Annotated in this window: 17 protein-coding genes; 5 read left to right on the top strand and 12 right to left on the bottom strand. The window is 54.0% G+C overall.

What is annotated here, in order from left to right:
• Positions 1–26: 26 nt before the first annotated feature.
• The 7 genes from MTX78_RS20310 to MTX78_RS20280 form a co-directional block, all read right to left on the bottom strand.
• The gene (locus MTX78_RS20310; protein ID WP_243797835.1) at positions 27–1,436 is read right to left on the bottom strand and encodes a murein hydrolase activator EnvC family protein; all 1,410 of its coding nucleotides are present in this window, start codon (positions 1,434–1,436) and stop codon (positions 27–29) included.
• Complete coding sequence (locus MTX78_RS20305) at positions 1,420–2,181, bottom strand: DUF4292 domain-containing protein (RefSeq protein ID WP_243797834.1); 762 nt, start codon at positions 2,179–2,181, stop codon at positions 1,420–1,422. The genes MTX78_RS20310 and MTX78_RS20305 overlap by 17 nt, the downstream gene beginning before the upstream one ends.
• Positions 2,174–4,003: a tetratricopeptide repeat protein gene (locus tag MTX78_RS20300; protein WP_243797832.1), complete on the bottom strand. Its 1,830-nt coding sequence runs from the start codon at positions 4,001–4,003 to the stop codon at positions 2,174–2,176. The genes MTX78_RS20305 and MTX78_RS20300 overlap by 8 nt, the downstream gene beginning before the upstream one ends.
• A gap of 189 nt (positions 4,004–4,192) precedes the next feature.
• A complete protein-coding gene (locus tag MTX78_RS20295; protein WP_243797831.1) occupies positions 4,193–5,203 on the bottom strand; it encodes a sugar phosphate nucleotidyltransferase in 1,011 nt (336 codons plus the stop codon).
• 122 nt (positions 5,204–5,325) lie between these two features.
• Positions 5,326–5,760: a dUTP diphosphatase gene (gene dut / locus MTX78_RS20290; protein WP_243797829.1), complete on the bottom strand. Its 435-nt coding sequence runs from the start codon at positions 5,758–5,760 to the stop codon at positions 5,326–5,328.
• Between the two features lie 112 nt (positions 5,761–5,872).
• Positions 5,873–7,369, bottom strand: a complete 1,497-nt coding sequence (locus MTX78_RS20285; RefSeq protein ID WP_243797828.1) for a lipopolysaccharide biosynthesis protein — start codon at positions 7,367–7,369, stop codon at positions 5,873–5,875.
• A gap of 136 nt (positions 7,370–7,505) precedes the next feature.
• Entirely contained in the window at positions 7,506–8,294 is a 789-nt protein-coding gene (locus MTX78_RS20280; RefSeq protein ID WP_243797826.1) for an enoyl-CoA hydratase/isomerase family protein, read from the bottom strand.
• Positions 8,295–8,534: 240 nt separating this feature from the next.
• On the opposite strand from MTX78_RS20280, the gene mscL reads away from it, so the two are divergent.
• From mscL to MTX78_RS20265, 3 genes are all read left to right on the top strand, one after another.
• Complete coding sequence (gene mscL, locus MTX78_RS20275) at positions 8,535–8,957, top strand: large conductance mechanosensitive channel protein MscL (protein WP_243797824.1); 423 nt, start codon at positions 8,535–8,537, stop codon at positions 8,955–8,957.
• Between the two features lie 105 nt (positions 8,958–9,062).
• Positions 9,063–10,067, top strand: coding sequence for a DUF3078 domain-containing protein (locus MTX78_RS20270; RefSeq protein WP_243797822.1), 1,005 nt, complete (start codon positions 9,063–9,065; stop codon positions 10,065–10,067).
• A gap of 107 nt (positions 10,068–10,174) precedes the next feature.
• Positions 10,175–10,621 carry a hypothetical protein gene (locus MTX78_RS20265; protein ID WP_243797820.1) on the top strand — a complete coding sequence of 149 codons (447 nt, stop codon included), beginning with the start codon at positions 10,175–10,177 and terminating at the stop codon, positions 10,619–10,621.
• A 556-nt stretch (positions 10,622–11,177) separates the two neighbouring features.
• On the opposite strand, the gene MTX78_RS20260 is transcribed toward MTX78_RS20265, so the two are convergent.
• From MTX78_RS20260 to MTX78_RS20240, 5 genes are all read right to left on the bottom strand, one after another.
• Positions 11,178–12,092 carry a superantigen-like protein SSL4 gene (locus MTX78_RS20260; protein ID WP_243797819.1) on the bottom strand — a complete coding sequence of 305 codons (915 nt, stop codon included), beginning with the start codon at positions 12,090–12,092 and terminating at the stop codon, positions 11,178–11,180.
• Between the two features lie 258 nt (positions 12,093–12,350).
• Positions 12,351–15,548: a translation initiation factor IF-2 gene (infB, locus tag MTX78_RS20255; protein WP_243797818.1), complete on the bottom strand. Its 3,198-nt coding sequence runs from the start codon at positions 15,546–15,548 to the stop codon at positions 12,351–12,353.
• Positions 15,549–15,670: 122 nt separating this feature from the next.
• Positions 15,671–16,966 (bottom strand): transcription termination factor NusA, encoded by a 1,296-nt coding sequence (gene nusA / locus MTX78_RS20250; RefSeq protein WP_243797816.1) that lies wholly within the window; start codon positions 16,964–16,966, stop codon positions 15,671–15,673.
• A gap of 105 nt (positions 16,967–17,071) precedes the next feature.
• Positions 17,072–17,542, bottom strand: coding sequence for a ribosome maturation factor RimP (locus MTX78_RS20245; protein WP_243797815.1), 471 nt, complete (start codon positions 17,540–17,542; stop codon positions 17,072–17,074).
• 620 nt (positions 17,543–18,162) lie between these two features.
• Positions 18,163–21,612: a DUF7948 domain-containing protein gene (locus tag MTX78_RS20240; protein WP_243797813.1), complete on the bottom strand. Its 3,450-nt coding sequence runs from the start codon at positions 21,610–21,612 to the stop codon at positions 18,163–18,165.
• A 240-nt stretch (positions 21,613–21,852) separates the two neighbouring features.
• On the opposite strand from MTX78_RS20240, the gene MTX78_RS20235 reads away from it, so the two are divergent.
• Complete coding sequence (locus tag MTX78_RS20235; protein ID WP_243797812.1) at positions 21,853–22,974, top strand: endonuclease/exonuclease/phosphatase family protein; 1,122 nt, start codon at positions 21,853–21,855, stop codon at positions 22,972–22,974.
• A gap of 386 nt (positions 22,975–23,360) precedes the next feature.
• Positions 23,361–24,866 carry a cysteine--tRNA ligase gene (cysS, locus tag MTX78_RS20230; RefSeq protein WP_243797810.1) on the top strand — a complete coding sequence of 502 codons (1,506 nt, stop codon included), beginning with the start codon at positions 23,361–23,363 and terminating at the stop codon, positions 24,864–24,866.
• Positions 24,867–24,974: the final 108 nt, after the last annotated feature.

Below are 24,974 nucleotides of genomic sequence, written 5' to 3'. Positions count from 1 at the left end.
TTAGTTCAGGAATAAAAGCCTGGTACTTAACGGCGACCTATCCAGTTTTCAGGATTGAGGTTGGCACTGTTGCGCCACACCTGAAATTGAACTTCGGAAGTACCATCAGCGTCTGTGTAAACCGTGCCTATTGGCTGGCGCATTTTCACGGTTTCGCCTTCGCTCACCGTGACGCCCCGTAGCTTGGCATATACCGTGAAATACTCGCCGTGCTGAATCATGACAATGTTGTTCATACCCGGCACGCTTGCTACCGTCAGTACTTTGCCATCGAAAATGGCACGTACTGGTTCTCCAGCACTCGTTTGAATATCTACCCCGCGGTTCTCTACCACAACATTCTTGAGGACCGGGTGGTTATGCCGGCCAAAGCGTTGCGAAATAAAGCCTTTGGATACCGGCCACAACAATCGTCCACGGTTGTCGGCGAAAGAGGAAGATAGCTCAGCGGTTTCGGGAGTGAGGGTAACTCGGTCGGTGCGAACGGGCGCAGGTTCGGCACTACTCTCAGAATATGTGCGGGATGGAGCATCGGTAGGGCGGCCGGCCGCGGCAGCGCGTTCTGCCCGTTCGCGGGCAGCGGCACGAGCAGCAGCCTTAGCAGCGGCCACACGCGCGGCGCGCGCAATTTCCTCGCGTACACGTTCGGCAATCAGGTTGTCGAGGCGGCTAATAGCTCGTTGGCGGTCAGCCAGCTCTTGGCGCAGGCCTTCCTCTTGTTGGCTAAGCTTGGTTACCACTTGGTCCTGCTGAGTTTTCATGGTCAGCAGGTTGTTTTTCTCGGCTACTTGGGTGTTCAGCAAACTGCCTTTCTCCTGCTTCTTGGTTTTCAGGCCAGTCAATTGCTGATCGAGGCGCTGCTGGGTGCCGGCAATCTGAGTGGCTTGCGCTTTGCGCACTTCCGCATACTGCCGGATGTAGCGCAGCCGCAGCATGAACTGGTTGAACGACTCGGCTGCAAACAGGAACATGATACGGTTGTAGCTGTTGGCTGTTTTGGAAGCTGAATAGATCAGGCGGCCGTATTCAGCCTTTAGCTGTTCCAGGCTTTGGCGGGTTCTCTGTACCTGTTGCTCGGTTTGCTGTACATCGGTTTCGATGTAGCGTAGCTCCGATGATATGTTGCGAATTACGCCCTGCTGTACGGTCAGCTTTTCCTTGAGGGCGTTCAACTGTCCTAGCGAGGCTTCTTTCTGACGCTGGGTTTGCTCTAAAATACGGCTGGTCTCACGAATACGGCGCAGCGTAGCTAGCCGCTCACGTTCCAGCTGCGCCTTCGACTTAGGCTGATTGGTGCGCCGCCGAGTGGTCTGGGTGGTACGCTTGCGAGTGGTTTGGGTGCGTTTTTGCGCCAGCACGTCGTTGCCAGGGCCCAGGAGTCCAAGCCCAACCATCAACGATACGACCAGCAGCCAATACTTACTTTTTGCGGGCATAGCCTTTCGGAATGGAGAAGGGAAACTGCAGCCGTTCCTTATCCACGTCAACCCCGCGGTACGTAATGGTGAGCGTGGATGGCGCCGTTTGCCCCTGCTGGAGCTTTACAGTAGCGGTATGGGCAAAAGGGCTGGAGTTGCGCTCCAACACCTGAAAATCCGAGTAGTCGACCGTCACCTTGTTTTGCGTGACAGAATCGCGCACCGCCAACTGCTGCACTCGGCCTTTCCCTATCTCAATTAATTGCTGGATTAGCAGGCCAGCTTGCACGTAGTTCACTTTTTGCACGGCACTTTCCGTGCTTACTTTCAACTGCGTCGAATCGTTGACCGGAGCCAGGTAGTTGCCCAGTATCAACGCCTGTAACATGTGGAACGTAACCGGCACGTTCAGGCGCTTGCTCAGGTACGCATAGTCGCCGGAATAGTACTCACGGTGCAACTTGTCGAGCACTTGCACCGAATCCTGCGTGATGTAGGCTCGGAAGCCTTCAAACCCAATTAAGGAAGCCGAAATCCAGATTACGCTGTCCTTGCGGATGCGGATATTGAGGTTGCCACTCTGCTGCTCGAACTGTGCTTTGCCTTTTGCCGACAAAAAACGGAAGTCCAGATTAGTGGCGCGTACGGCTTCGGGTACAGGCCGGGAAGGGGTGGACTTGGTGGAAGTGGGAATAATCTTGCGGTTGCAGCTCCCTAATATCGTAACGGCCAGCAGTAAGCTAAGCGCAATGCGTTTACTCATACAGTTTTTTGTCTTTGATCTTACGGTCAATCAGCTCGGAAGCTCCACCGTTCTTTTTGGCTCGCGCCCATTCTACGTACGCCTTTTCTTTTTCGCCGAGCTGGTACAGTACGTCACCGTAGTGCTCGATGACGGTGCCATCTTTGCTGGTTTGCAGGGCTTTCTCCAAGCTCTGACGGGCGCCTGCATAATCTTTCTGCTTGTACAGCACCCACGCATAGGTATCAAGGTAGGTATCATTGTCGGGAAACTGCTTTACCAGCTTGCCCGCCATTTCCTTGGCGCGGTCTAGCTTTTCCCCTCTGATAGATAGGAAGTAGCTGTAATTATTAAGAGCCTGTGCGTTGTTGGCATCAAACACCAGCGCCGCCTCATACGCCGCATCCGACTTTTTGAAATCCTTCAGCTCGTGGTAGGCATCACCAAGCTGTGTGTCGAATTGGGCTAGCAGTTCGGGGTTGTCGGTGGCCAGCTTGCGACCGTATTCTAGCGACTTCACTCCCTTGGTCGGCTGTTTTTTCAGCATATAGCCCACCCCGTTGTAAAACCACAGCGGTGCTTGGTTCGGAAACAACTCCAGGGCACGCTCGGAGTGCGTTAGCAGGGAATCGGTTTGGTTGAGCTCGGCGTCGATGAGCACCACTTGCTGCCAGATTTGGTAGCGAGAGTTGTCGAGCTTGATGGCTTTCAGATACGTGTCGCGGGCATCCTTCTTGCGGTTGGCCAGCGTTTGAACGTCTCCAGCTACCGAGTAAGCTTTAGCGTCTTTCGGGTGCACGCGTACCGTAATGGCGGCCAGGTCCAGGGCCGTTTGCTCTAACTTCGGGTTAGGCAGCTGCTTGATGAAGTCAACCAGCACCCGCACTTTGTCGTCGATATCGAGGCCTGGGCTTTCAAAGGCCAGCTTGATCTGCTTTTCCGACTCGACGGTGTTGCCTTGCTGGCGGTACACGTCCGCCATAATCATGCGGGCTTGCGGATTCTCAGGGTCGGTGCGCAACGCCTGTTCTGCTACTCGAATAGCATCGGGCAGGCGGTTGTTGGCGGCGTACATTTCAGCCTGCGCCAGCACGTACCGGATTTCGTCGGGGTTGGCCTTAATCAGGGCTTCGCCTTCTTGCAGCGCCTTATCCAGGTTGTTTTGCTTGAGGTATATCTGTTGCTTTTTAAACGATACCTCGTCTAGTGCCCCAAACTGTTTCTCGGCCTTTTCCAAAGTGGCTAGTGCCTCCGGAAGCTTGCCTTGCGCTAGGTACAGGTCGGCTAAGTTGAAAAGGTAGTAGCCGGAATCTGGTACGTCCTGAATCAGCTGGGCATACACTTTCGTGGCCTGGTCGTACTGCTTTTGGGAAGCGAAAATCTGGGCTAGCAACAGGTAGTAATAAGCGTTCTTGGGGTCTAGCTTCACGGCCGCCTGCGCAAAATTGGTGGCATCCTTGAGGTTGCCACTGAGCAGGTTGGTTTCCGCTATTTTGTAGCTAATGGCCGCGTTGGTTGGGTTGAGCGTGTAGGCCTTCAGCAGCCGCTCCAAAGCCTTGTTGTAGTCTTCGAGCAGCACATATTTTACGCCGTCCACGAAGAAGGCTTCACTCATGCCCCGGTCACGGTCGGAAAGCTGGCGCTGTTGGCTGGCCACTTCCAACTCGGCCCGGCGGGCCAACTCCTTGCGCTCCTTGCGGCTGAGCTTGCCGGGCTTAGGCGGTTTCGCCTCTTTCACCTTGTCGGCAGAAGAAGGCGCAACGGGCTGCTTTTGAGCTTGGCTAGGCTCAGCTAACAGCAAGAAGCTCAAGGCCAGTGAAAAGGAAATGAAAACGCTACGCATGAAAGCAGGAGTGCGGGGCAAGCCGCCGGTCAGGGAGAACAGAACGAGGTGAAGATACCCAAAACAATGGAGCCAGCCCCGCACCTCTGCGTAACGCAATGGCTGATTGCTGAATTGTAAACTAGCGGACGGTTGTTTGTTTAAAGCACAACAAACAACCGTCCGCTAGTTTACAATTCAGCAATTACCTCACACGCGCAACGTATTGTAGTCGCCTAGGCTTAAATCCTGGGGGGTACTAGCCACGGTAGCAAAGCTGCCAATCATGGAATTGGTTACGTTGGCGTGCAATACCGTTGCCGACTGCTGCACAATAGAATTGGACACCACGGAGCTCCGAATGTTGCTTTGGTTGCCAATAGATACGTGCGGACCTACCACTGAATCGGTGATAACAACACCTTCGCCGATATAAACCGGTGGAATAAGCACTGAGTTCGTGACTTTCGCTGATTCCGAAACCAGTGGCTCGCCACGCTCCTGCAAATACTCCAGGTAGCGCTGGTTGGTGTACACGGTAGCATCCTTGTTGCCGCAGTCCAACCATTCAGTTACGCGGCCTGGTACGAACGTCGTACCCTTGTTTTTCATGTTCTCAAGAGCATTGGTGAGCTGAAACTCGCCTTTGTCCTTGATATCGTTGTCGAGCAGGTATTGCAACTCTTGGCGTAAATACTCACCATCCTGGAAGTAATAGATACCAATGATGGCTAGGTCGGAAACGAACTCTGTTGGCTTCTCCACGAACTCCGTGATTTCGCCTTTTTCGTTGAGCTTCACGACACCGAATGGCTTGGGGTCATCTACTTTCTGCACCCAAATGGTACCTGGTACGCTAGAGTCGAGGGTGAAGTCAGCCTTGAAGAGTGTATCAGCAAAAGCAACCACCACTGGACCAGTCAAAGCCGACTGAGCGCACAGGATAGCGTGTGCCGTACCGAGCGGCTCATCTTGGTAATGAATAGTGCCTTGCGCACCTACCGACTCGGCAATTTTGATGAGACTTTTCTCCACTTCCGTCCCGAAGCGGCCAATGATGAAAGCAACTTCCTGCACCGGTTCGCCGCATACTTTGGCAATGTCTTCTACCAAACGCTGCACAATCGGTTTGCCTGCAACCGGAATAAGAGGTTTCGGAACAGTAAGGGTGTGGGGACGCATGCGCTTACCCATGCCGGCCATCGGGACGATGATTCTCATGTAACTAAATGGTTAAATGTTTGAACTGTTAAATGATTATACGGCTGAATGGCAAGAGTGCACATAGGCCGGGCCGTATCTATAGAGCAGAACTAGAGGCAATTCATGTGGTGAACTAGCCTTTATCCTACCCCCGTACTACCATAGCCGCCCGCTCCACGGGCGGTTTCACTGAGCGTTTCGGTTGGCTGCCAAGCAATTACTTCGTGGCGAGCCACTACAAGCTGCGCAATACGCTCCCCATCCTGCACCACAAACTCGGTGTCTGACATATTTACTAGCAACACCTGCAATTCACCCCGATAATCGGCGTCAATGGTGCCGGGGCTATTCACAATGCCAATGCCGTGCTTGTACGCTAAGCCACTACGGGGCCGTACTTGCATTTCATAGCCCACCGGAATTTCCATGAACAAGCCTGTTGGAATAAGGGCGCGTTGCAAAGGCTTCAACGTAACGGGCTCCGGGAGGTTGGCTCGCACATCGAGGCCGGCGGCATGGGCGGTCTGGTATTCGGGCAACGGGTGACGGGAGCGGTTGATAACAGGAATCTGCATGCAGCAAAGGTAGTTTTTAGGCGAGTTTCTGCTTGCTAATTTCCAGTTACGGTTTCGTGGCTTGTTTACAGCTCAGCTAGAAGGCAAGGACTAAAGGCTAACAACCAGTTCTTTAACGGGCCAGCCGGTGTGGCTTCTCCACTACCGCAAGCAAGCCAATGAAGCCTACGCACAACACAGCGTGCCAGGTGTACTGCAACCAGGCTTGCTCAATAGGCACAAACCAACCTACGGCTACCACTGCGGTGGCTACCAGTAACCAGCCTGCCAACCGTGCCATGGGGTACGGAACCGGAAAATGCCGCTCCCCTAGTCGCCAGCAGATTACAGCCATCGTGAAGTAGCAGACCAACGTGGCCAACGCCGAACCCAAGTAGCCGAGCACCGGAATTAACAGGAAGTTGAGCCCGATGGTAAGCACGGCTCCCCCCAGGCTGATGGTGGTGCCGTAATAGGTTTTGTCGGTGAGCTTAAACCAGACCGATAAGTTGTAATACATGCCCAAGAACAGGTTGGCTAACAACAGAATCGGGACTATGATCAACCCCTCCCTATACTCAGCCCGCTGCAAAAACAGTTTCCCTAGCCAATCCAGATTCAAACTCACTCCTACAAAAATGAGGGCGCAGCACAGCGTAAACCATTTCAGCACCAGCGCGAAAGTGGCAGGTGAGTTCCGTTCATTGCTTTGTGAAAAGAAGAATGGCTCGGCTGCGTAACGGAAAGCCTGAATAACGAGCTGCATAAAAATGCTGAGTTTGTAGCAAGCCCCAAATACCCCTAATGCGGCCAGGTTGGATTGGCCCGGATAGAAGCCCTCAGGCAGCCAATATTTCAGCATCAGCCGGCTGAGCATTTCGTTTACCATGCCGGCCAACCCCATAATCATGATGGGGTAGCCATAGCGCCACAACGACGGAACGGCCAACCAATCGAGGCGGAAACGGAAGTCGGATAACTCACGCCACAGCAGGGGTATGTAGAGTACGTTGGCCAAGAGGTTCACTAGGAATACGTAGCCCACACCTAGCTGCGGAATGTAAAAGGCTTCAACCAAAGGATGTAGTTGGGGCAGATACTTGCCGGCTAGCACATCGGGGCAGAAAACCACGAAGAACAACGTCAGCAACACATTCACAACGATATTAGTGAGCCGAACACCAGCAAACTTGCGGGCCTTGTTTTCCAGCCGTAGCCGCGCAAACGGAATGCTCACCACCGAGTCGATGCCCAGGATAAGGGCTAACCACACGATATACCGTTCCTGCCCAGGATAACGCAACGCTTCCGTGATGGGCGTTGCAAGCAAAATAAGTGCTCCGCTCAAAGCAGTGCTGCTAAGCAGCAGTAAACTCAGCACTTGGCTGTACAGCTTGTCTCGGTCGGTACCAGGGCGGTTGGCAAAGCGGAAATAGGCCGTTTCCAGCCCGTACGTGTACAATACGTTGAAAAACGCTACGTACGCGTACAGGTCCGTTACCACACCATACTCGGCCGGAGCAAAGCGGGCGGTGTACACAGGTACCAAAAAGTACGTCAGTACCCGGCCTACTATACTGCTCACGCCATAGATGGCGGCCTGTGAAGCCAGCTTTTTCGCTACGCTCATTCGTTGTCTATAAGCACGTCAGGAAAGTGAGTTTGCCGAAGCATCTCAGCGTGCTGACGTTGTAAGGCTACTACTTAGCATCTTGGTGAGGTGCGCTCAAGCATCAGCATGGGTAGCTCATGCGGGCATCCGCCACCTACTCGCCTTTGAATGCTGCGGGGCGCTTTTCCAGAAATGCCTGCGTGCCTTCCTTGAAATCCTGCGATGCAAAGCAGCGAGCAAAGGCGTTGGCTTCGGTTTGGTAGCCGTGCCGCTCATCAGCGAAGTAGGCATTTACGCTGTCGATAACCAGCCCCACTGCCAGCGGAGCTTTCGTTAGAATGCGGCCTAGCAGTTCGCGCGTGAACGTCAGTAATTCGGCTGCGGGTACCACGTGGTTCACCAAGCCCAGGCGCAAGGCCTCCTCGGCCTTCACCATGTCGGCGGTCAGCATAAGCTCAAGGGCTTTGCCTTTACCGATAAGCTGGGTTAAGCGTTGGGTGCCACCATAGCCCGGAATCAGGCCCAAATTCACTTCGGGTTGGCCAAAGCGGGCATTGTCGGCGGCAATGCGCAAATGGCAAGCCATAGCCAACTCGCACCCTCCACCCAGCGCGAAACCATTCACGGCAGCTATTACCGGCTTAGGGCTTTCCTCTATCATACAAAACACTTCCTGTCCATGCTCGGAGGCACGACGAGCAAGTGGCTCGCTAAGTGCCGCCAACTCGGCAATGTCAGCGCCTGCTACAAATGCTTTTTCTCCGCTACCCGTCAGGATGATACCCCGCACCTGCGGAGCATCGAGCGCCTGCTGCATGGCTTTGCCGATTTCGCTGATGGTCGCGTTGTTCAGTGCATTGAGCTTAGTGGGGCGGTTGAGGGTAATGGTCAGGATGCCACTCGCGGCGTCAAGATCATAAAGCAGGTTTTCAAAGGAAGCCATGTGGAGTAGGGGGTGGCGGTAACTAAATGCCGGCAAATATAGCCTAATTCAAAGCCAGTTTCCGGGGTTCAGCAGTAGCGGGTATGGGTTAGGCGGGCATGCGCTGAGGTTCAGCGAAAAATAGAGTGGGAGGCAAAGCAAGACCCTACTTTTGCCTAAATGCCAATATCGAGGTATTATTAAAAGAGTATATTCGCCGGGCTTAGTTTGTCAGTTTCATCACTATAATCTCTTAAGCGTATGGGATTTGTATCCGAATTCAAAGAGTTTATTTCCAAAGGAAATGTACTCGACCTGGCAGTAGGTGTTATCATTGGAGGGGCATTCGGTAAAATTGTGACCTCCCTGACAGATGATATCCTAATGCCTGTCTTGAGTTTGCTTACGGGCGGTGTTGACTTTAAAGAGTGGTATCTGCCGCTAGACGGCAAAAGCTATCCAACTCTACAGGCCGCAAAAACGGCGCAGGCAGCAACTGTCAACTATGGTCTGTTTCTGAATGCGGTTATCACCTTCTTGTTGATGGCTTTCGCAATTTTCTGGATCGTAAAAATTGCCAATCGTTTCAAGAAGCCTCAAGAAGTGGTTGTGACGGAACCCGGCCCTACAAAAGACCAAGCTCTATTAATGGAAATTCGTGACGCGCTGCGCAACCGCAGCTAGTGGCCTGACTGAAGAATACTTCTCTTTGCAAAGCCGGCTTTTCCTTGCTTACTGCCAAGGAAAAGCCGGCTTCTTCACAGACCTGCTTTCACGCTGGGTTTACGCATGACCAACCCCATTTTTCTTGTCTACCGGTATTGGTTGCTGGCAGGCCTCTTGTTGTGGCTTCCCATTGAAGTTCACGCGCAAAGCATCCCAAATCGGGCCCCCACTCCTGCAGAAGCCTACAAGCTTTCAATTGAAGTAGACACCGCCCGTGGGTGGCGTCGAGGGGGAGCGGGTACACTCAATTTCAGTCAAGTAAGTTTAAGCAACTGGGCTCCGGGTGGGCAGAGTTCGTTGTCGTTGCTGGCACTTGGTAACGTGTATGTGCACTTCCGTGGCGAGAGCCATACGTTTGATATGGCCAGCAATTTGGTGTATGGCCTGATCAAAGCAGGCAAATCCAAGCTGCGCAAAAACGACGACCGGCTGGAAGTGAATGCCCGCTACGCCCGAAGTTTTTCTTCTAACTGGTCGTATGCTTCCCAACTCAACCTGAAGACGCAGCTTACGCCCACCAACGACGTAATAAAAACAGATTCTTTGCTGTCGAAATTTTTTGCGCCTGCCTACGTTCTAGCTTCCCTGGGAGTCGAGTACCGGCAAAACGAAGATTTTTCTCTGTTTTTCTCTCCGATTACAGGCAAGTTCACCATCGTAAACGACCAAACCTTGGCAGATGCTGGTGCCTTTGGCGTGAAAGCGGCACGGCGCGACGAAGACGACTTATTAGTGGTAGGTTCCGGAGAGCGAATGCGGGAAGAATTAGGTGCATACTTCAATGCCCGCTACCGGCATCCGCTTATGACGAACATCACGTATCAAACCCGTTTAGAGTTGTTCAGCAACTACTTCCACGATCCACAGAACATAGACGTAAACTGGGAAAGCCTCTTGGATTTCAAGGTCAACAAGTTCTTCAGCGCCAGTGTTGCCGCCACCCTAATCTACGACGACGACATTCTCGTACCGCTAAATGCCGACAAGCAAAACGCTGAACTAACTGCGCGTGGCCGGCGTATTCAATTCAAAGAAACGCTGGGTATCGGACTGACTTACAAGTTTTAAAGAATTTGAACTAACTTGGAGTTCCACCCGTTGCCGCGCCAGAAACTTGCTCTCTGTTTGCCCCAACCCTGGTCGGTTTCAACCGTCCACCTACCTATCTGTTGCGCATGAAAAAACTGTTAGTAGCTGCGTCGTTGGTTGCCGCTGGCCTGCTGAGCCACTCTGCCCAAGCTCAGGCCCCTAGTTTTCCTTCTGATGAGCCTGCTGGACAAGCCAACGGCAAAACTACGCGCAAGCGGAAAGCCAGTTCTACGGACATTGCCAACATGCAGCGGCGTATGAATATGAACCCAGAGGATGCTAAGCGCGACCAGCAACTTGAGCTATTGCAAGCCCGTGCAGGTGGTAGCGCTAACACAAGCTTTGGTCGGGCGTCTGGTCCTGCTCGCCAGTACGAGAAAGGCAACGGAGGCTTCACAGTTCGAAAGTATAAGGCTAGCAAGCACACCAAAAACGCCATGATGAAGAAGGGCCAGAGCCGCCCTGCCATGGGCATCGACCCAAAGGGCAAGCCATTAAACCACAAGCGGAAAAAACATTTTCTGTTCTTCTAAAGCACCTCGCTTGCAAGTACCGGTTTGCCTTTGTTTTACATAGAAAAAGCCCCTGCGTACAACGCAGGGGCTTTTTTCATCTTTAGTGAAATCGAGGCCACCGTTCGCCCCCGGCCCATCTAAAGAAGAGGTATGCAGCTAGCTACTGGCAAGTTGGCGGCCGCACGATGCAGTGATGTCCCTTGGCCCTATGCTTAAGCCATCTGATGCTGTGGTATGTAGTCCATTGGCTCAGATAGCGCTGAGCGCGATTCCGCAACGCCTTTTTCCGCTGCTGCCGCTACACTGCACTCAGGTAGCAGACAGGGGCAGGCATATAGTTACCAGGACATGCAGGTTGGGACTTGGATGCGGAAGTGGTAGAGTAAGTCATTTGTCACAGATGTTGGTAGTGGAAGAACAGTGACGTGGTAACGGGCAAGCGTAGGAAAGCTTGCAATGCCCAATTGTTTTCTAGACTAATGCCCGGATAAAATCGGTGAATGCTATAAGGAGCCTACCGTTGCGAGGCGAGTAATAGATATAAGTGCGAGTTACCTCGAGATGGGAAAGGCAGTTAGAACTTGCCAGTTAGCCCTAATTTGAGGTAGCTCATATCATAGCCTAGCTCGGCAAAAGCACCAATTCTGTCAGTGAACAGGTAGCGGCCGCCCAAGAAAATACCTCCCTCGATACTCATGCCACCATAGGAGTCAGTAGTAGAGCTACCGCTATAGTTGTTGGAGTAGTTCTCGATACGAGCACCGACACTGACGCCGGCGTATGTATCTACCTTCGGGTTAGCTGTGAAATTGTAGTGGTAGGCACCACGAGCAGCTACATATATATTGTTCCAGGTAGCTTTATAGGAGTCGTTGAGGACAGAATATTTGTAGGTATACGACTTATATCCAATGAGTCCTCCCACACTGATTACCCCAGGGCCTATGCCTTCAACCACTCCCTTTTCCACCGACAAGCTAAGAGCGGGTGAGGAGCTGGAGTTGCCAGCAAAACCGAATGAACTGTAACCGTACCCTATACCTAAGCCAATTCCTAGATTAACAGCAATATCTCCCTTTGCAAAAGAAGGGGCTTGTTGCGCGGCCACTCCTGGTATATCCAGCCTTCTTGGCGCAGTTGGTGCTTCAGAGGCAGGTGCTGCAGGTGCCGTCGAGGTAGAAGTGGTAGGGGAGGCAGGCTTGGCAGCTGGTTTTGCTACCACCCGAGTACCAGGTGTTGTGCTGCTTGGCTTAGACGTCGTGGGCGAAGTAGTCTTTTTGGCAGCAGGTGTAGCCGCTTTGGTAGTTGTTGTGGCTGGTCTTGTCGGCTTGGCTGCTGCTTTGGTTTGAGCTTTAACAGAAGTGGTTGATAGTCCGGCAACTAGCAGCGCAAGGGTCAAAGTTACTTTCATGTGATTTTGGTAAATTAATACTATTTGATCTTGAAGTGATGCAAAGCTATTTCTAAAGCTACTAGGTGTCAATAACATGATGATGTGAGAACAGAGAATAAGAGTTGAATTGCTCTATAAATAGGCTTTACTATATACAAAACGCACTTCTTGCTTACTCTAGTGCATGTCCAGTATGAATAATGCTCGTCATAGCACATACAGATACTGTACACTAGGGTAGTCATATCCTTGCACCCTGGTGGAAGCGAGTGAGAGAACGTATTCAGTTAGCCTTTAATGCAAAACGCCCTGGCTGTTGATAGCCAGGGCGTTTTACGTGGGAGGAACTGCAAATTACAGCGTCCGCTTCACTTCCTTCTCTTCGAAGCCTTCGATGTTGTCTCCATCTTGTAGGTCATTGTAGCCTTTCAAGGAGATACCACACTCATAGCCTTGGCGCACCTCAGACACATCGTCTTTATAGCGCTTGAGGTCCTGGATTTCACCGGAGTATACCACAATCCCGTTGCGGACGAGCCGCACTTTGGTTTTGCGAGTAAAGGTGCCTTCCGTTACCATACAGCCACCAATAGTGCCGACTTTGGTAATGTTGAACACCTGCCGAACTTCGGCGTTGGCTACTACCACCTCCTGTACCGTTGGGGCCAGCATGCCTTCCATGGCATCCTTCACCTCGTTGATAGCATTGTAGATGATAGAGTAGAGGCGGATATCAATCTGCTCTTGCTCAGCCAATTTCCGCGCGCTTTGCGAAGGCCGCACCTGAAAGCCGATGATAATGGCATCAGAAGCCGAAGCCAACAGTACATCAGATTCAGAAATGGCACCTACGCCTTTGCTGAGAATATTCACTGATACTTCCGGCGTGCTTAGCTTCAGCAAGGAGTCAGCCAGTGCTTCCACCGAGCCATCCACGTCACCTTTTACAATGATGTTGAGTTCTTTGAACGAAGCCAGAGCCAGACGACGACCAATTTCATCGAGCGTGATGTGCTTCTTGGTGCGCATAGTTTGCTCACGAGAAAGCTGTTGCCGCTGCGTTGCCAATTCACGGGCTTCACGCTCGGTTTCCATCACCTGAATCTTGTCACCAGCCTGTGGAGCACCAGTCAAACCGAGTACCTGCACGGGAGTAGCCGGACCTGCCTGCTTCATTTTCTTACCGCGGTGGTCGGTCATGGCTTTCACGCGGCCGTAGTGCGGACCAGCCAGCACAACATCGCCCACTTTCATGGTACCCGTCTGCACCAGAATAGTCGTTACATAGCCACGGCCTTTGTCCAGCGATGCTTCGATAACGGCACCTATTGCACTCCGATCCGGGTTGGCTTTCAGCTCTAAGATTTCGGCTTCTAGCAACACTTTCTCTAGAAGATCCTCGATACCTAAGCCAGACTTAGCCGACACTTCCTGCGACTGATACTTACCACCCCATTCTTCCACCAGCACGTTAATGGCCGACAACTCCTCACGGACTTTGTCGGGGTTAGCGCCTGGCTTATCAATTTTGTTGAGGGCAATAACTATTGGTACACCGGCCGCCTGCGCGTGGTTGATAGCTTCCTTGGTCTGCGGCATAACCGAGTCGTCGGCTGCTACCACAATTATGGCAATGTCCGTGATTTTGGCACCACGAGCACGCATGGCGGTAAATGCTTCGTGACCCGGTGTGTCAAGGAAGGTTACACGCTTGCCTGACTTGGTCAGTACATCGTAGGCACCGATGTGCTGCGTGATACCGCCGGCTTCACCTTTAGCCACGCTGGCACTCCGAATATAGTCAAGCAACGACGTCTTACCGTGGTCAACGTGACCCATGATGGTCACGATAGGAGCACGGGGCTGCAAGTCTTCCTCGTTGTCTTCAACTTCAATTGCCGTATCCTCTTCCTCCGCACTCAGGAATTCCACGTCATAACCGAATTCGTCGGCGATAACAGTAATGGCTTCCGCGTCGAGGCGTTGGTTGATGGACACGAACATGCCCATGTTCAGGCATATTTTGATTACCTCATTCACCGAAACGTCCATCAGCGAAGCCAGGTCATTGGCCGAGATGAATTCGGTTACTTTCAGGATTTTAGCATCCAGTTCGTTCTGAGCGCGCTGTGCTTCGCGGTCTTCTGCTACGCCAGCTCGCTTGTCACGACGGTATTTAGCCCGGTTGTTCTGGTTGCCACCACGGCCACCGCTGAGCTTGGCCAGCGTAGCCTTGATTTGCTCCTGAATCTGTTTTTCATTTTGCTCGGGTGTCAATGGGACAGCAGGCGCTTGACGCTGAGCTGCCTGACCTGTTCCCGTAACACGGGGAGCAGTATTGGGGGTGCGCTGCCCGGGAGCATTGTTGCCACGTGGGCCTGTGCCCGTAGGCCGGTTGCCTTGGTAGCCAGTACCAGTGCTTTGTCCGCCCTGATCAGGACGTGCACCGCCCTGGCCTTGACCTTGGCCTTGTCCCTGACCAGCCTGCGGAGCACCCGTCTGACCAGGAATCCGCTGACGCTGACGCTTTTTGGCGTCAGCATTGAGGCCACTCTTGCGCACATCAGAAGATGCTACGGGCCGAGGACCACGACCACCGTTTCCGCGTCTCGACGAGTCAACAGGTAACTCAATCTTGCCCAATACCGTCAGTCCTTTTAATTGGTCTGCACGGGCCGTGATGGTGCCAGCATCTTCTACAGGAGCAGGAGTCTCAGGTGCTGGGGGTGGAGTTGGTGCTGCTGGAACTGGCGCAGCAGCTACTGGAGCAGGTGCCGGCGCCGGCGCTGGAGGAGCAACCGGAGTTGGGGCTGGCTTGGGCTCAGGAGCTTTTGCAACAACTGGCGCAGGCTCAACCGGCTTGCTTGGCGCTGGTGCTACTGGAGCAGGCGCTACGACGGGGGCCGGAGTCGGAGCAGGCGGGGCAGGTGCTGCTGCCACCGGAGCAACAGGTGCAGGCGCAGGAGTAGGCTTGGGTTCCACAACCGGTGCGGGCGGAGTTTTCACTTCGCTTACTGCCGCAGCCACCGGAGCGGGTGCGGGCGGGGTGGGAGCAGGGGTAGGCCGTGGTGGTACCGGACGGCCTTTTGCGTCAAGCTCTATTTTGCCCAATACCTTTAGCCCGGGCACCTTGGGTGCTTCCTCCACAGGAGCAGGCCGGCTAGCAACAGGAGCGGGCGCGGCCGGAGCCACGGGAGCCGCCGGAGCGGTTGCTACAGGTGCTGGAATAGGCTTGGGAGCTTCAACCGGAGCGGGCGCAGGCGTTGGAGCCACCGGAGCTTTAGGAGCTACGGGTTCGGCAGGCCGGGCTAGAGCAGCAGCATCCAACTCACTCTGGCGCTTGGCCTGACTGAGTTTGGAGGCTTCGGCTTTGTCTTGGGCTGAAGACGCAAATTCCTTGTCCAGCAGCGCAACCTGATCTGATGTCAGCTTGGTGGTGGGCTTGTTATCTACTTGAAATCCTTTTTTCGCTAGGGTGTCCACCAGGGTGTTCATCCCAACGTTCAGGTCTTTGGCTGCCTGACTTAGCCGTTTGGTTGCTGCTTCCGCCATTCTATGCTCGCGAACGATACTCTTATCTATTTGCAAAGGTACTACTTTAAATGGTGCCAGCCGGCGTTAAATCCGGCCGGCTGGCCCGATTTAATGCCTTTGCCGGGCCGAAGCCCGCGCGCTCATTGCGCGTCGTCGCTGACGGTGGGAGTTTGTGCTTGGTCGTTTTCTTCTTCCTCCTCGTTAAATTCCTGTTTAATGACCCGGAAAAGCTCATCTACGTGCTCTTCTTCCAGCTCAGTACGGCGTACGATATCTTCCTTACTCACAGCTAATACGGCTCGACCGGTGTCAAGGCCGATTTTTTTGAGCTCAGCGATAATCCACGACTCAATCTCGTCAGAGAATTCGTCAAGTGCAATATCCTCGTCGTAATCACCAGCATCCCGGAACACGTCGATTTCCATGCCTACGAGGCGGCTAGCTAGTTTGATGTTAGCTCCGCCGCGCCCAATAGCCAAGGAAACCTGGTCTGGCTTTAAGAACACAGATACCCGCCCAGTTTGTTCGTTTATTTTCATCGAAGTCAACTTTGCTGGCGACAATGCCCGGGCGATGTACAACTCGAGGTTATCAGTATAGTTGATAACGTCGATGTTTTCGTTTTCAAGTTCCCGTACGACTGCGTGAATCCGGGAGCCTTTCATACCTACACAAGCACCTACTGGGTCAATGCGGTCATCGTAGCTTTCAACCGCTACTTTGGCCCGCTCGCCCGGCTCACGCACTATATTCTTGATGGTAATTAAGCCATCATAGATCTCAGGCACTTCCTGCTCGAACAACCGCTCTAGGAAAGCGGGCGCCGCGCGCGAAAGGATGATCTTAGGCGTACCGTTAATGATTTCAACCCGGTGCACTACTGCGCGTACGGGGTCACCTTTACGGTAACGATCCTTCGGGATTTGCTCGGCTTTGGGCAATACCAGCTCGTTCTCCTCTTTGTCGAGGATAAGGGCCTCGCGGCTCCACACCTGATATACTTCCCCGGAAATGATTTCTCCTACCTGGTCTTTGTACGTCTGGTAGAGGTTGTCACGCTCTAAATCCTTCACCCGCTGAATAAGGGTTTGACGGGCCATCAACACAGCACGGCGGCCGAAGTCCTCCAACTTGATTTCCTCGGTTACTTGCTCACCAACTTCGAAATCGGGCTCGATTTTTTGCGCTTCCGCAAGCGGAATCTTGTCGTTGTCCCAGATATCCTCGGAGTTGTCGTCCACGATTTCACGGTTACGATAGATCTCCAAGTCGCCTTTGTCCACGTTCAAGATGACGTCGAAGTTGGCATCGTCGGTGTATCTTTTGCGAATCATGGTGCGGAACACGTCCTCGAGGATGCTCATCATCGTGGGACGGTCGATGTTCTTGCTCCGGGCAAACTCGGCGAACGATTCAATCAGAACGTTGCTGTTCATCTGATTACTTGTTGAATTGTTAGTTGCTACTTGCTGGGTGTTGCTTGATACTTGTTGAAGGCTATTGGGGTAGTAATCAACAAAAGACACCCAGCAATACACTATTTACTTAAACGAAATCACCACCCGGGCCTCTTCAATGTCGGTAAACGGTACCAGGACAGTAGGCAGTGTTTTCTGCTTGCTCTTTTCTTTAACTATTTCTGCCAGTTGAATGCCATCGGGTTCGGTGGCTTCCAGTTTGCCGGTCTTTTCGGTGCCATCCTTCAGCTTCAAGCTAAAAGTGCGGCCTACGTGACGCGTGTACTGGCGCGGATCGGAGAGGGGCTGGTCGGCACCGGGTGAAGTGACTTCTAACGAATAGGTAGCATCTTCCCCGTAGGTTTCGTCGATGCGGCGGGCCAACCGACGGCTCACCTGCGCGCACTCATCAATGCCCAAGCCCTGCTCACTGTCGAGGGTGACGGTGATTTTGGGCCGGACGGCGTCGGATACACTAAGGTCAACCACAAACAGCTCGAAGCCGGTGAGGCTGTCCTGCAGCATTTCTGCAATGCGGTTTTGATCGAAATTCATGAAGGCTTGGACCGGGTGATAAAAGAAAGAGGGGACGCTACGTCCCCTCTTCAGAATCAGAATACTGCGCAAATATACGGTTATAAACTGCCGAAAGCAAGCCAGCACTGTAGCAGACAACACCGAGAAGCAGCACTAGGACAATAAGGCAGCAAGCGCAGCAGTTTAATGGTGCGCAGGCTACCAACCTCATACACGTACTTAACCACTTTATTCCTAGTCAGCTTTTGGTTGAAGTACCGTCAGGCTTTTAAAGGAGATGACAACAAACGCCAGTAGGGAGCTAGCCGCCGTTCCTAACGCTACGGTAGTTGCCCGCTTCAGGCACTTTGCTGCCTCCGCGAGAGCATACCTATAGAAGAGATGTGCAGACGTTAGTGGCTTTAAAGTAATTGTTCTTACTGTCGTCGTTGAGGGTAATGATAGTAAGTCTACCATAGTGTTTCATTATATATATAATAAGAGGTAGGGGCAGCTTTGCTGAGTAGTTGCCCCATAGGTAATGAGTTCAATGAATAGATATACATAGGCAAGTCAAGCGGTGTACTGCGAGTGTAGGTAAAGGAAGAGCGCCCCATCTGCACTACATGTGAGATGGGGCGCTTGGTAGATTAGGATGGCTAGCGTTTTATTTCCAACCAACCCTTGGCTCGGCGGTCGTCGGTGTCGCGGAGCAGGTAGTAGTACACGCCGTCGGGCAGGCTGTTGCCCTGCCAATTGTTGTGATAGTCCTTTGTTTCATACACAAGGCTTCCCCAGCGGTTGAACACCTGGAGGCGGGTAGGCTTGCAACTGAACAACGGCTTGAAGGAGTCGTTGAGGGAGTCGCCGTTGGGCGTGATGATGTTAGGTACGATTACCTCTCCTACTTCCACATTTACAAAAGCTATTTCCACTACGCAGGCGGCATAATGCGCCACCAGTTTCACCCGGTAAGAGCCCGGATTGGCGTACAGGTGGTTTGGGCTGGCTTCTTGAGAGATTGGGCTGCCATCGCCAAAATCCCAATCATAGGTGCCACCCGCTAATATTGGTTCGAACTGGCAAGCGAAGGGGGCTAATCCGGTGTAGCGCGTGTCAGCTGAGCAATCAGGCAAATTGAGCGGAGCGTCCACCATTGTGGTGGGGGCCAGTACCACGGTGCGTGTCGCCACGGTGGAACACCCATTGGTAGTGATGGTGTAGCGCAGCGGAAAAATTCCGCCGCGGTTGTTGGTGTTGGGAGGCGTAAACATGCCACTCGGTGTAACCCCAGTGCCACTCCACGTGCCACCTGCTGGTGTCATGCCCCGCAACTGAAACGGCTGGGTCTGGTCGGAGCAGAGCGTGGTATCGCGGCCGACTCTCACCTGCGGCAAAGGAGTTACCGGCACTACTTGCGTGATGACTCCGCAGCCAAGCGTATCGGACAGAGAGTAGGTGAGCGTATGCGTACCCGCGCCAGCCACAACCGGATTGAAGATATTGCCCGAAACGCCCGGCCCACTGAATGTACCGCCAGCGGGCGTGGCCGTGAGGGTCACGCTGCCCGGCGTTAGACATTTCGGCGAAACGGGGGCAAAGGTCATGGCGCGTTCAGGCGTCACGGTCACCCGCAAAGACCGGACACTGACGCAGGTGCCAGTACTAGCCACCGAATAGGTTAGGATGTTGGCACCTAGGCGGGCCGGCGAAGGGGTAAACTGAAAGCCTCCGCCCGCTACTGCCGTTACACCGGGTCCGGTCCAGGTGCCACCGCTTGGGGTGCCGCCTAACTGAATGGGACCGTTGTTTATGCATATATAGCGGTTAGGGCCTGGGTCGGCCACGATGATGCCGAAATCAATCTTAAACGCGGCGTTGTTGCAGTTGCTGTTGTTGTTGCGGGTTGAGAAGGTGTTGGCACCCGGTGGCACCGGAAAACCTGATGTGCCGCCGCAGCCCCCACAAACAGACTGATACACGACCCCCTTTTTATCGAAGCGCGAAGTGCCCCCATCCACGTGCTCGTCGCCGCCTCGCTCGCCGTAGAAGGTAGCGTATTCAATGGCTTGTATGCCGGGCCGAAACTGAACCAAGTAGAAGTCGGAGCCGTCGGTGGTCGATTGAATGGCATTAGGCGTTACGGGCAAGCCAGTGGTGCTGCCAGTGGAACCGGTGCGGCGGTTCACCTGGCCACCCCAGCCACTGACGTAGATTCGCTCACACTCATCGACCAGAAAAGCGGTAAGCGAAATATCAGGCGAGAGCGTACGGCCACTACCGAAACGGGTGCTGTAGAGGCTGGTGCTTAGCGTTGGATTGAATTTCTGAATGAACTGCCGGCCGTTGGCCACTCCATAGCAACCAGCGCTGATTGGTATTGCCCCCTGCGTTTGCCCCAATACATACACGTTGTAAGCGGCATCAAGCTGTACAAAGAACACTTGGTCGTAGGCAGTAGTGCCTACAAACGTGGATTGCAAGAGCGCATTGCCCGCGCTGTTGAGGTGCGTCACGAAGCCATCGGTGCTGCCCAAGGAGGTGGAGCGGTGGCTGCCGGTAGTAGTAGGGAAGTTGGTACTCGTAGTGCCTCCTGCTACATATACGCCGCGCGTGGCATCGAGCTGCAACGAATAGGCCGCATCGGCCCCGGTACCCCCCAAATAGGTAGCCCAAACCAACGTGCGCAGGTTAGACGACAGCTTGAGGGCTACCCCATCGGAGGGGCCTCCCTGGTACGTGTTGCGGTACCCGTTAGTAGTTGGAAAACTGCCGCTCGATGAGGTAGCTACGTACACGTTGCCCTCGGCGTCGGTGATAACGTCGCCGCGGTACTGGTCGCCGTAGTTGTAGACATCGGAGTCGCCTAGCCGGTCGCTGGCGCTTACGCCGTCGTTGCCGGAGCCACCTACCAGCGTACCCGCCGTGAGGGCACTGCCGTTGGCGGACAGCTTAACTACAAACAGATCCACATTGCCGTTGTAGCTGGTGTCGAAGGAGCCCGATACAGTAGGGAAGTTGTTGGAGTCAGTGGAGCCGATGATCACCAGCTCGCCCTCCGGGTTGACCGTCATGCTGTGCGGCGCGTCGTCCCCACGGCCACCTATATAGGTAGCGTATAGCCGTGCGGCCGAACCGCTTGCCGCCGTGTTGTACTTGATAATACCAACATCGGTAGCTCCCCGGAAAGTGGTTTGGAAGGCCCCAGAACTGGTAGGGTAGCCACTGGCGTAGACGGTGCCGCCTGAGTACATGTTGCCTTGTGCATCGTAGGTAGCGGTGTACCCCCAGTTGTCGGCTGTGGAGCCCGTAAACGACGAAAAAATAACCGTTGGGTCGATAGTAAGAGCGTAGCGCTGGTCGTATTTCTCTATTCGGAAGCTAACGGTGTTGCCTTGTAAGGTGAAAGCGCAGGGAACGGTTACCCGCTGTCCTTTTATATCCTGCCAAGCCCTGGGGGCTTGCTCGGTAACGTTGCCCACTGACGTAGCCACTAGCAGGCTGCCTTCGGGCGTAAGCGAGAGGTTGTCGGCCCCTGCGTAGCGGAGGCGGATGGCAGTAGGCCGGGCGCCTGGCTGTACCAGAAAATCATACTCCAAATTTTGACCGGCGTTTTCATACACCACCGCCCCGATACCAGAATAGAGGTTGCCGTAGCGCAGACGCCGAAAGCCGGCCGCATTGCTGGCCCAGCGCTTCGGGTCGTTGCCCCGAAAGTAATTGTAGGGTGCCTCGGTCCGCTCTTCGCTGGTTAGCGTCGGGTTGGCGTTTGCTCCCTCAAACGTGACGGTGTAGGAGTGGCCGCGCAATACGTCGGATGTGGGAGCACCCGGAATGTCTTCCACGCCGTGGTGCAAACGGCTGCGTAGCGCAACAGGGTCGAGGAAGCTATACGTAAATCCCGTTGGCGTTACGAAAAGCTGCCCGCCCGGTAAGGCCGCCGCATAGCGGGCTTTACTGTCCCACTGGCCCTTGTTTTCAACGAATTCCAGCGACGCCTTTTCCGGAAGCGCCCGGCTGGAGGAAGAAGGGGGAGAGGCGGCTACGAGGCGCGGGGCCACAAGCAGCAGCAAGCTGGAAAAGAAAAAGCGTACAGTAGAAAAGGGCATAGATGTAGAGCTAGAACAACAATAGGGTGTGGATATGGGACATAGTGCAATGCTTGACAATCAGCGGATTACTTGACGGCACAACCCCAGCTTCCAGGCCTTGCAATGCAGAAAAACCGAATCTAAAATTACAACGAAATTAAGGCTTACTTCTTGCGCAACAATCAAGCCCCAATGCCTTGGCTAGTTACGCCTTACCTTTGCCTATCACTCGCGGCTTAGAGCCGTATTATTGCTGCTGTGCGTCGTTCGTTTGCTTTTACCTGCACCTTGCTAATTATCGGGTGGCTGCTTGTAGCCATTGCCTGTGTGCAGGTGCCCGCCTACACGTTCTGGCCGGCAGCTTTTGGGGCCCTCACGCTGCCCGTTGCACTAGGCTTGAATTTGCTGGCCGTGCCGTACTGGCTGTTGCGCAACTGGCGGGTGGCGGCATTGCCGCTGTTGGTAGCGGTGCTCACGTGGCCCCATTTCCAGCGGGGCGTGGCGCTGCACCCGCTACGCGTGGCACCCGCCGCCAAAGAGGACGGATTGCGGGTTCGGGTGCTGTCGGCCAACGTGCGTATTTTCAACGTGTACCCGCAATTGCGCAACGCTGGCTTGGCCTCTTCCCGCAGTATGATTCAATGGGTAGCCGAAAGCCCAGCGGAAATCATTTGTTTGCAAGAGTTCTACAACGAGCCGCGCACCTCTACCGGCAAGGAGAAAGACGTATTCAACAGCTTCGAGCGGATAGGAGCGCGAAGTGGGCGGCAAGGCTTCTTGTCCAGAACGCTTACCAACAGCATAGGCGCAGAGTTCGGGATGGCTATTTTCTCGCGTTACCCAATCCTGCGGCGGGGTACCGTTAAGTTTGGCAAACTCTCCCAAAACCATGCTATGTGGGTTGACCTGCGCCTACCCAATGCCGATACGATTCGGGTATTCAACTTCCATTTGCAAAGCATGAGCCTCGATGAGAAAGACATCGTGGACAGCTACTCCAGCAAAGCCGGCTTCCGCAGCAAAGGGCTCGGTCTTCTGCGTCGCTTCAAGCGCGGCATGGTAGCCCGCAGCTGGCAGGTCGATACGCTTACCCGGCGCTTCGAGCGCAGTCCGTACCCACTGCTGCTGTGCGCCGACCTCAACGACCTGCCCTACAGCTACAGCTATGACCAACTCGCCGACGATTTCCAGAACGCCTGGGCTACTGTGGGCAACGGTGTCGGGCCCACCTACAACGGCAAGCTGCCTTTCGTGCGCATCGATAACCAGTTTGCTGGCCCCGAGTGGCAGGTAGATGACTTTTGGGTGCACTACGAAATTCCGTACTCCGACCACTATCCTACCACGGCTACTTATCACTTGCCCGCAAAGACAAAGTAGCTGCATATAGTGTAGTCTCCTACCTGACTTTTGGTAGTACTCGGGCTGCTCTTACTTCGTGCTGGCAAGACGCATGTGATGTTGTGGCATGCTTTCGCAAAGGGCCCGGCCTAGATTCACCATCTTGGCTGTTCTAGCTAAGGTTTTATACTACAACCTGTACATCTAAAACTACCGATTGAACTTTATATACTGTACTGGGAAGCTTTTGTGCTTTTAGAATTGGGTTATAAACTTAGTTGTGTAGTAAATCAGCTGAAAACGCTAAAATTCAGGCCTTCAAAGCGGTTTTCAGCTTGCTTACATTACTGCTACCAGGAACAGCCTACGTGCAGGAAATCCGCGTAATCCAATAAATCCGTTGAAATCCGTGATACTTTTGCTGAATGCTGCCCACACTCTCGCTTTATAACACGCTTACCCGCCGCAAAGCCACCTTCGAACCCCTGCACGCGCCTTTCGTGGGCGTTTACCTCTGCGGACCAACTGTGTACAGCGAGGCGCACGTTGGAAATGCGCGCGGACCGGTGGTGTTTGATGTACTGACGCGCTATTTGCGCCACTTAGGCTACACCGTGCGCTACGTGCGCAACATCACCGACGTAGGCCACCTGGAAGGCGACGCCGACGAGGGCGAAGACAAAATCAGCAAGCGGGCCCGCGCCCAAAAGCTGGAGCCCATGCAAGTGGCCGAGCAGTATGCCAACCTCTACCAGGGCCACATGGAAGCTCTCGGTTGCTTGCCACCTGATATTACGCCTCGCGCCAGTGGCCACATCATCGAGCAGATTGAGATGATTCAGGAAATCGTGGCCAATGGTTTCGGCTACGAAGTGAACGGGTCGGTGTACTTTGATGTGCCCGCTTACAATGAAGCCGGCCGGGGCTACGGTAAGCTCTCCAACCGCGTGGTGGAGGAACTGCTAGCTGGCTCGCGCGACAACTTGGCGGGGCAGCAGGAAAAGCGCAGCCCCCTAGACTTCGCGCTTTGGAAGCGGGCCGATGAGCGGCACCTTATGCGGTGGCCTTCTCCCTGGGGCGAAGGTTTTCCGGGCTGGCACTTGGAGTGCTCAGCTATGAGCCGCAAATACCTCGGCGCCGAGTTCGACATCCACGGCGGCGGCTTGGACTTAATGTTCCCGCACCACGAATGCGAAATTGCCCAAAGTCAAGCCTGCAACCATCCTACCAACGAAGCGCAGGTGTGGATGCACAACAACATGATTACGGTGAACGGAGCGAAGATGAGCAAGTCGCTTGGCAACTTCATCACCATCACCGATCTGTTTGAGGGCCGCAACGCCTCGTTGCCGCAGGCCTATTCGCCCATGACGGTGCGCTTCTTCCTGCTGCAAGCCCACTATCGGAGCACCATTGATATCACCGATGATGCGCTGCAAGCGGCGCGCAAAGGCTACCGCAAGCTGATGAACGGCCTGCGGCAAGTGGAAAAGCTGGCGCTGCCTGAGAACACCGAGCGCGCCACCGACACCGAGAAGGCCGATGCAGAACTGCGCAAGCTGATAACGGACACGTTTATCGGGTTGAACGACGACTTGAACACCGCTCGCGCCGTGGCTGGCCTGTTCAACTTGCTACGTAAGTTCAATGGCTATGCCGCCAACCCCGCCACACTAGCGCAAATAAGTGAAGCTGCCCTAACCGAAGCCATAACTGCCTACCGCACGCTGGTGACGGATGTGTTGGGCTTGGTGGATGAGCCTCGGGCCAATGCCGAGCAGCTTCTTAACTTGACGCTTACTTTCTATTCCGAAGCAAAAGCTGCCAAAGCCTACGACAAAGTAGACGAAATCAGAGCCGCACTGAAGGGGCAAGGTATCGTCATTAAAGACACCAAAGCGGGTGTCGAGTGGGCCTACAGCGAGGAATAGAGGCGCTAGAGCAGTAGCGCGAAGCTCCAGCTTCGCGTATCGTTGAACGGTGGACGTGGCAACGATGCAAACCGGACTCGTTCAACGAGGCGCGAAGCTGGAGCTTCG

The organism is Hymenobacter tibetensis (assembly GCF_022827545.1).
Classification (GTDB): domain Bacteria; phylum Bacteroidota; class Bacteroidia; order Cytophagales; family Hymenobacteraceae; genus Hymenobacter; species Hymenobacter tibetensis.
This window is presented reverse-complemented; position numbering and strand designations above follow the sequence as displayed.

Coding starts and splice junctions, on each gene's coding strand:
- MTX78_RS20300 (WP_243797832.1), bottom strand. CDS start 4,003: ATGCGTAGCGTTTTCATTTCCTTTTCACTGGCCTTGAGCTTCTTGCTG.
- MTX78_RS20265 (WP_243797820.1), top strand. CDS start 10,175: ATGAAAAAACTGTTAGTAGCTGCGTCGTTGGTTGCCGCTGGCCTGCTG.
- nusA (WP_243797816.1), bottom strand. CDS start 16,966: ATGAACAGCAACGTTCTGATTGAATCGTTCGCCGAGTTTGCCCGGAGC.
- MTX78_RS20245 (WP_243797815.1), bottom strand. CDS start 17,542: ATGAATTTCGATCAAAACCGCATTGCAGAAATGCTGCAGGACAGCCTC.
- MTX78_RS20270 (WP_243797822.1), top strand. CDS start 9,063: ATGACCAACCCCATTTTTCTTGTCTACCGGTATTGGTTGCTGGCAGGC.
- dut (WP_243797829.1), bottom strand. CDS start 5,760: ATGCAGATTCCTGTTATCAACCGCTCCCGTCACCCGTTGCCCGAATAC.
- MTX78_RS20295 (WP_243797831.1), bottom strand. CDS start 5,203: ATGAGAATCATCGTCCCGATGGCCGGCATGGGTAAGCGCATGCGTCCC.
- MTX78_RS20305 (WP_243797834.1), bottom strand. CDS start 2,181: ATGAGTAAACGCATTGCGCTTAGCTTACTGCTGGCCGTTACGATATTA.
- MTX78_RS20310 (WP_243797835.1), bottom strand. CDS start 1,436: ATGCCCGCAAAAAGTAAGTATTGGCTGCTGGTCGTATCGTTGATGGTT.
- MTX78_RS20260 (WP_243797819.1), bottom strand. CDS start 12,092: ATGTTATTGACACCTAGTAGCTTTAGAAATAGCTTTGCATCACTTCAA.
- cysS (WP_243797810.1), top strand. CDS start 23,361: ATGCTGCCCACACTCTCGCTTTATAACACGCTTACCCGCCGCAAAGCC.
- mscL (WP_243797824.1), top strand. CDS start 8,535: ATGGGATTTGTATCCGAATTCAAAGAGTTTATTTCCAAAGGAAATGTA.
- MTX78_RS20280 (WP_243797826.1), bottom strand. CDS start 8,294: ATGGCTTCCTTTGAAAACCTGCTTTATGATCTTGACGCCGCGAGTGGC.
- infB (WP_243797818.1), bottom strand. CDS start 15,548: ATGGCGGAAGCAGCAACCAAACGGCTAAGTCAGGCAGCCAAAGACCTG.
- MTX78_RS20240 (WP_243797813.1), bottom strand. CDS start 21,612: ATGCCCTTTTCTACTGTACGCTTTTTCTTTTCCAGCTTGCTGCTGCTT.
- MTX78_RS20285 (WP_243797828.1), bottom strand. CDS start 7,369: ATGAGCGTAGCGAAAAAGCTGGCTTCACAGGCCGCCATCTATGGCGTG.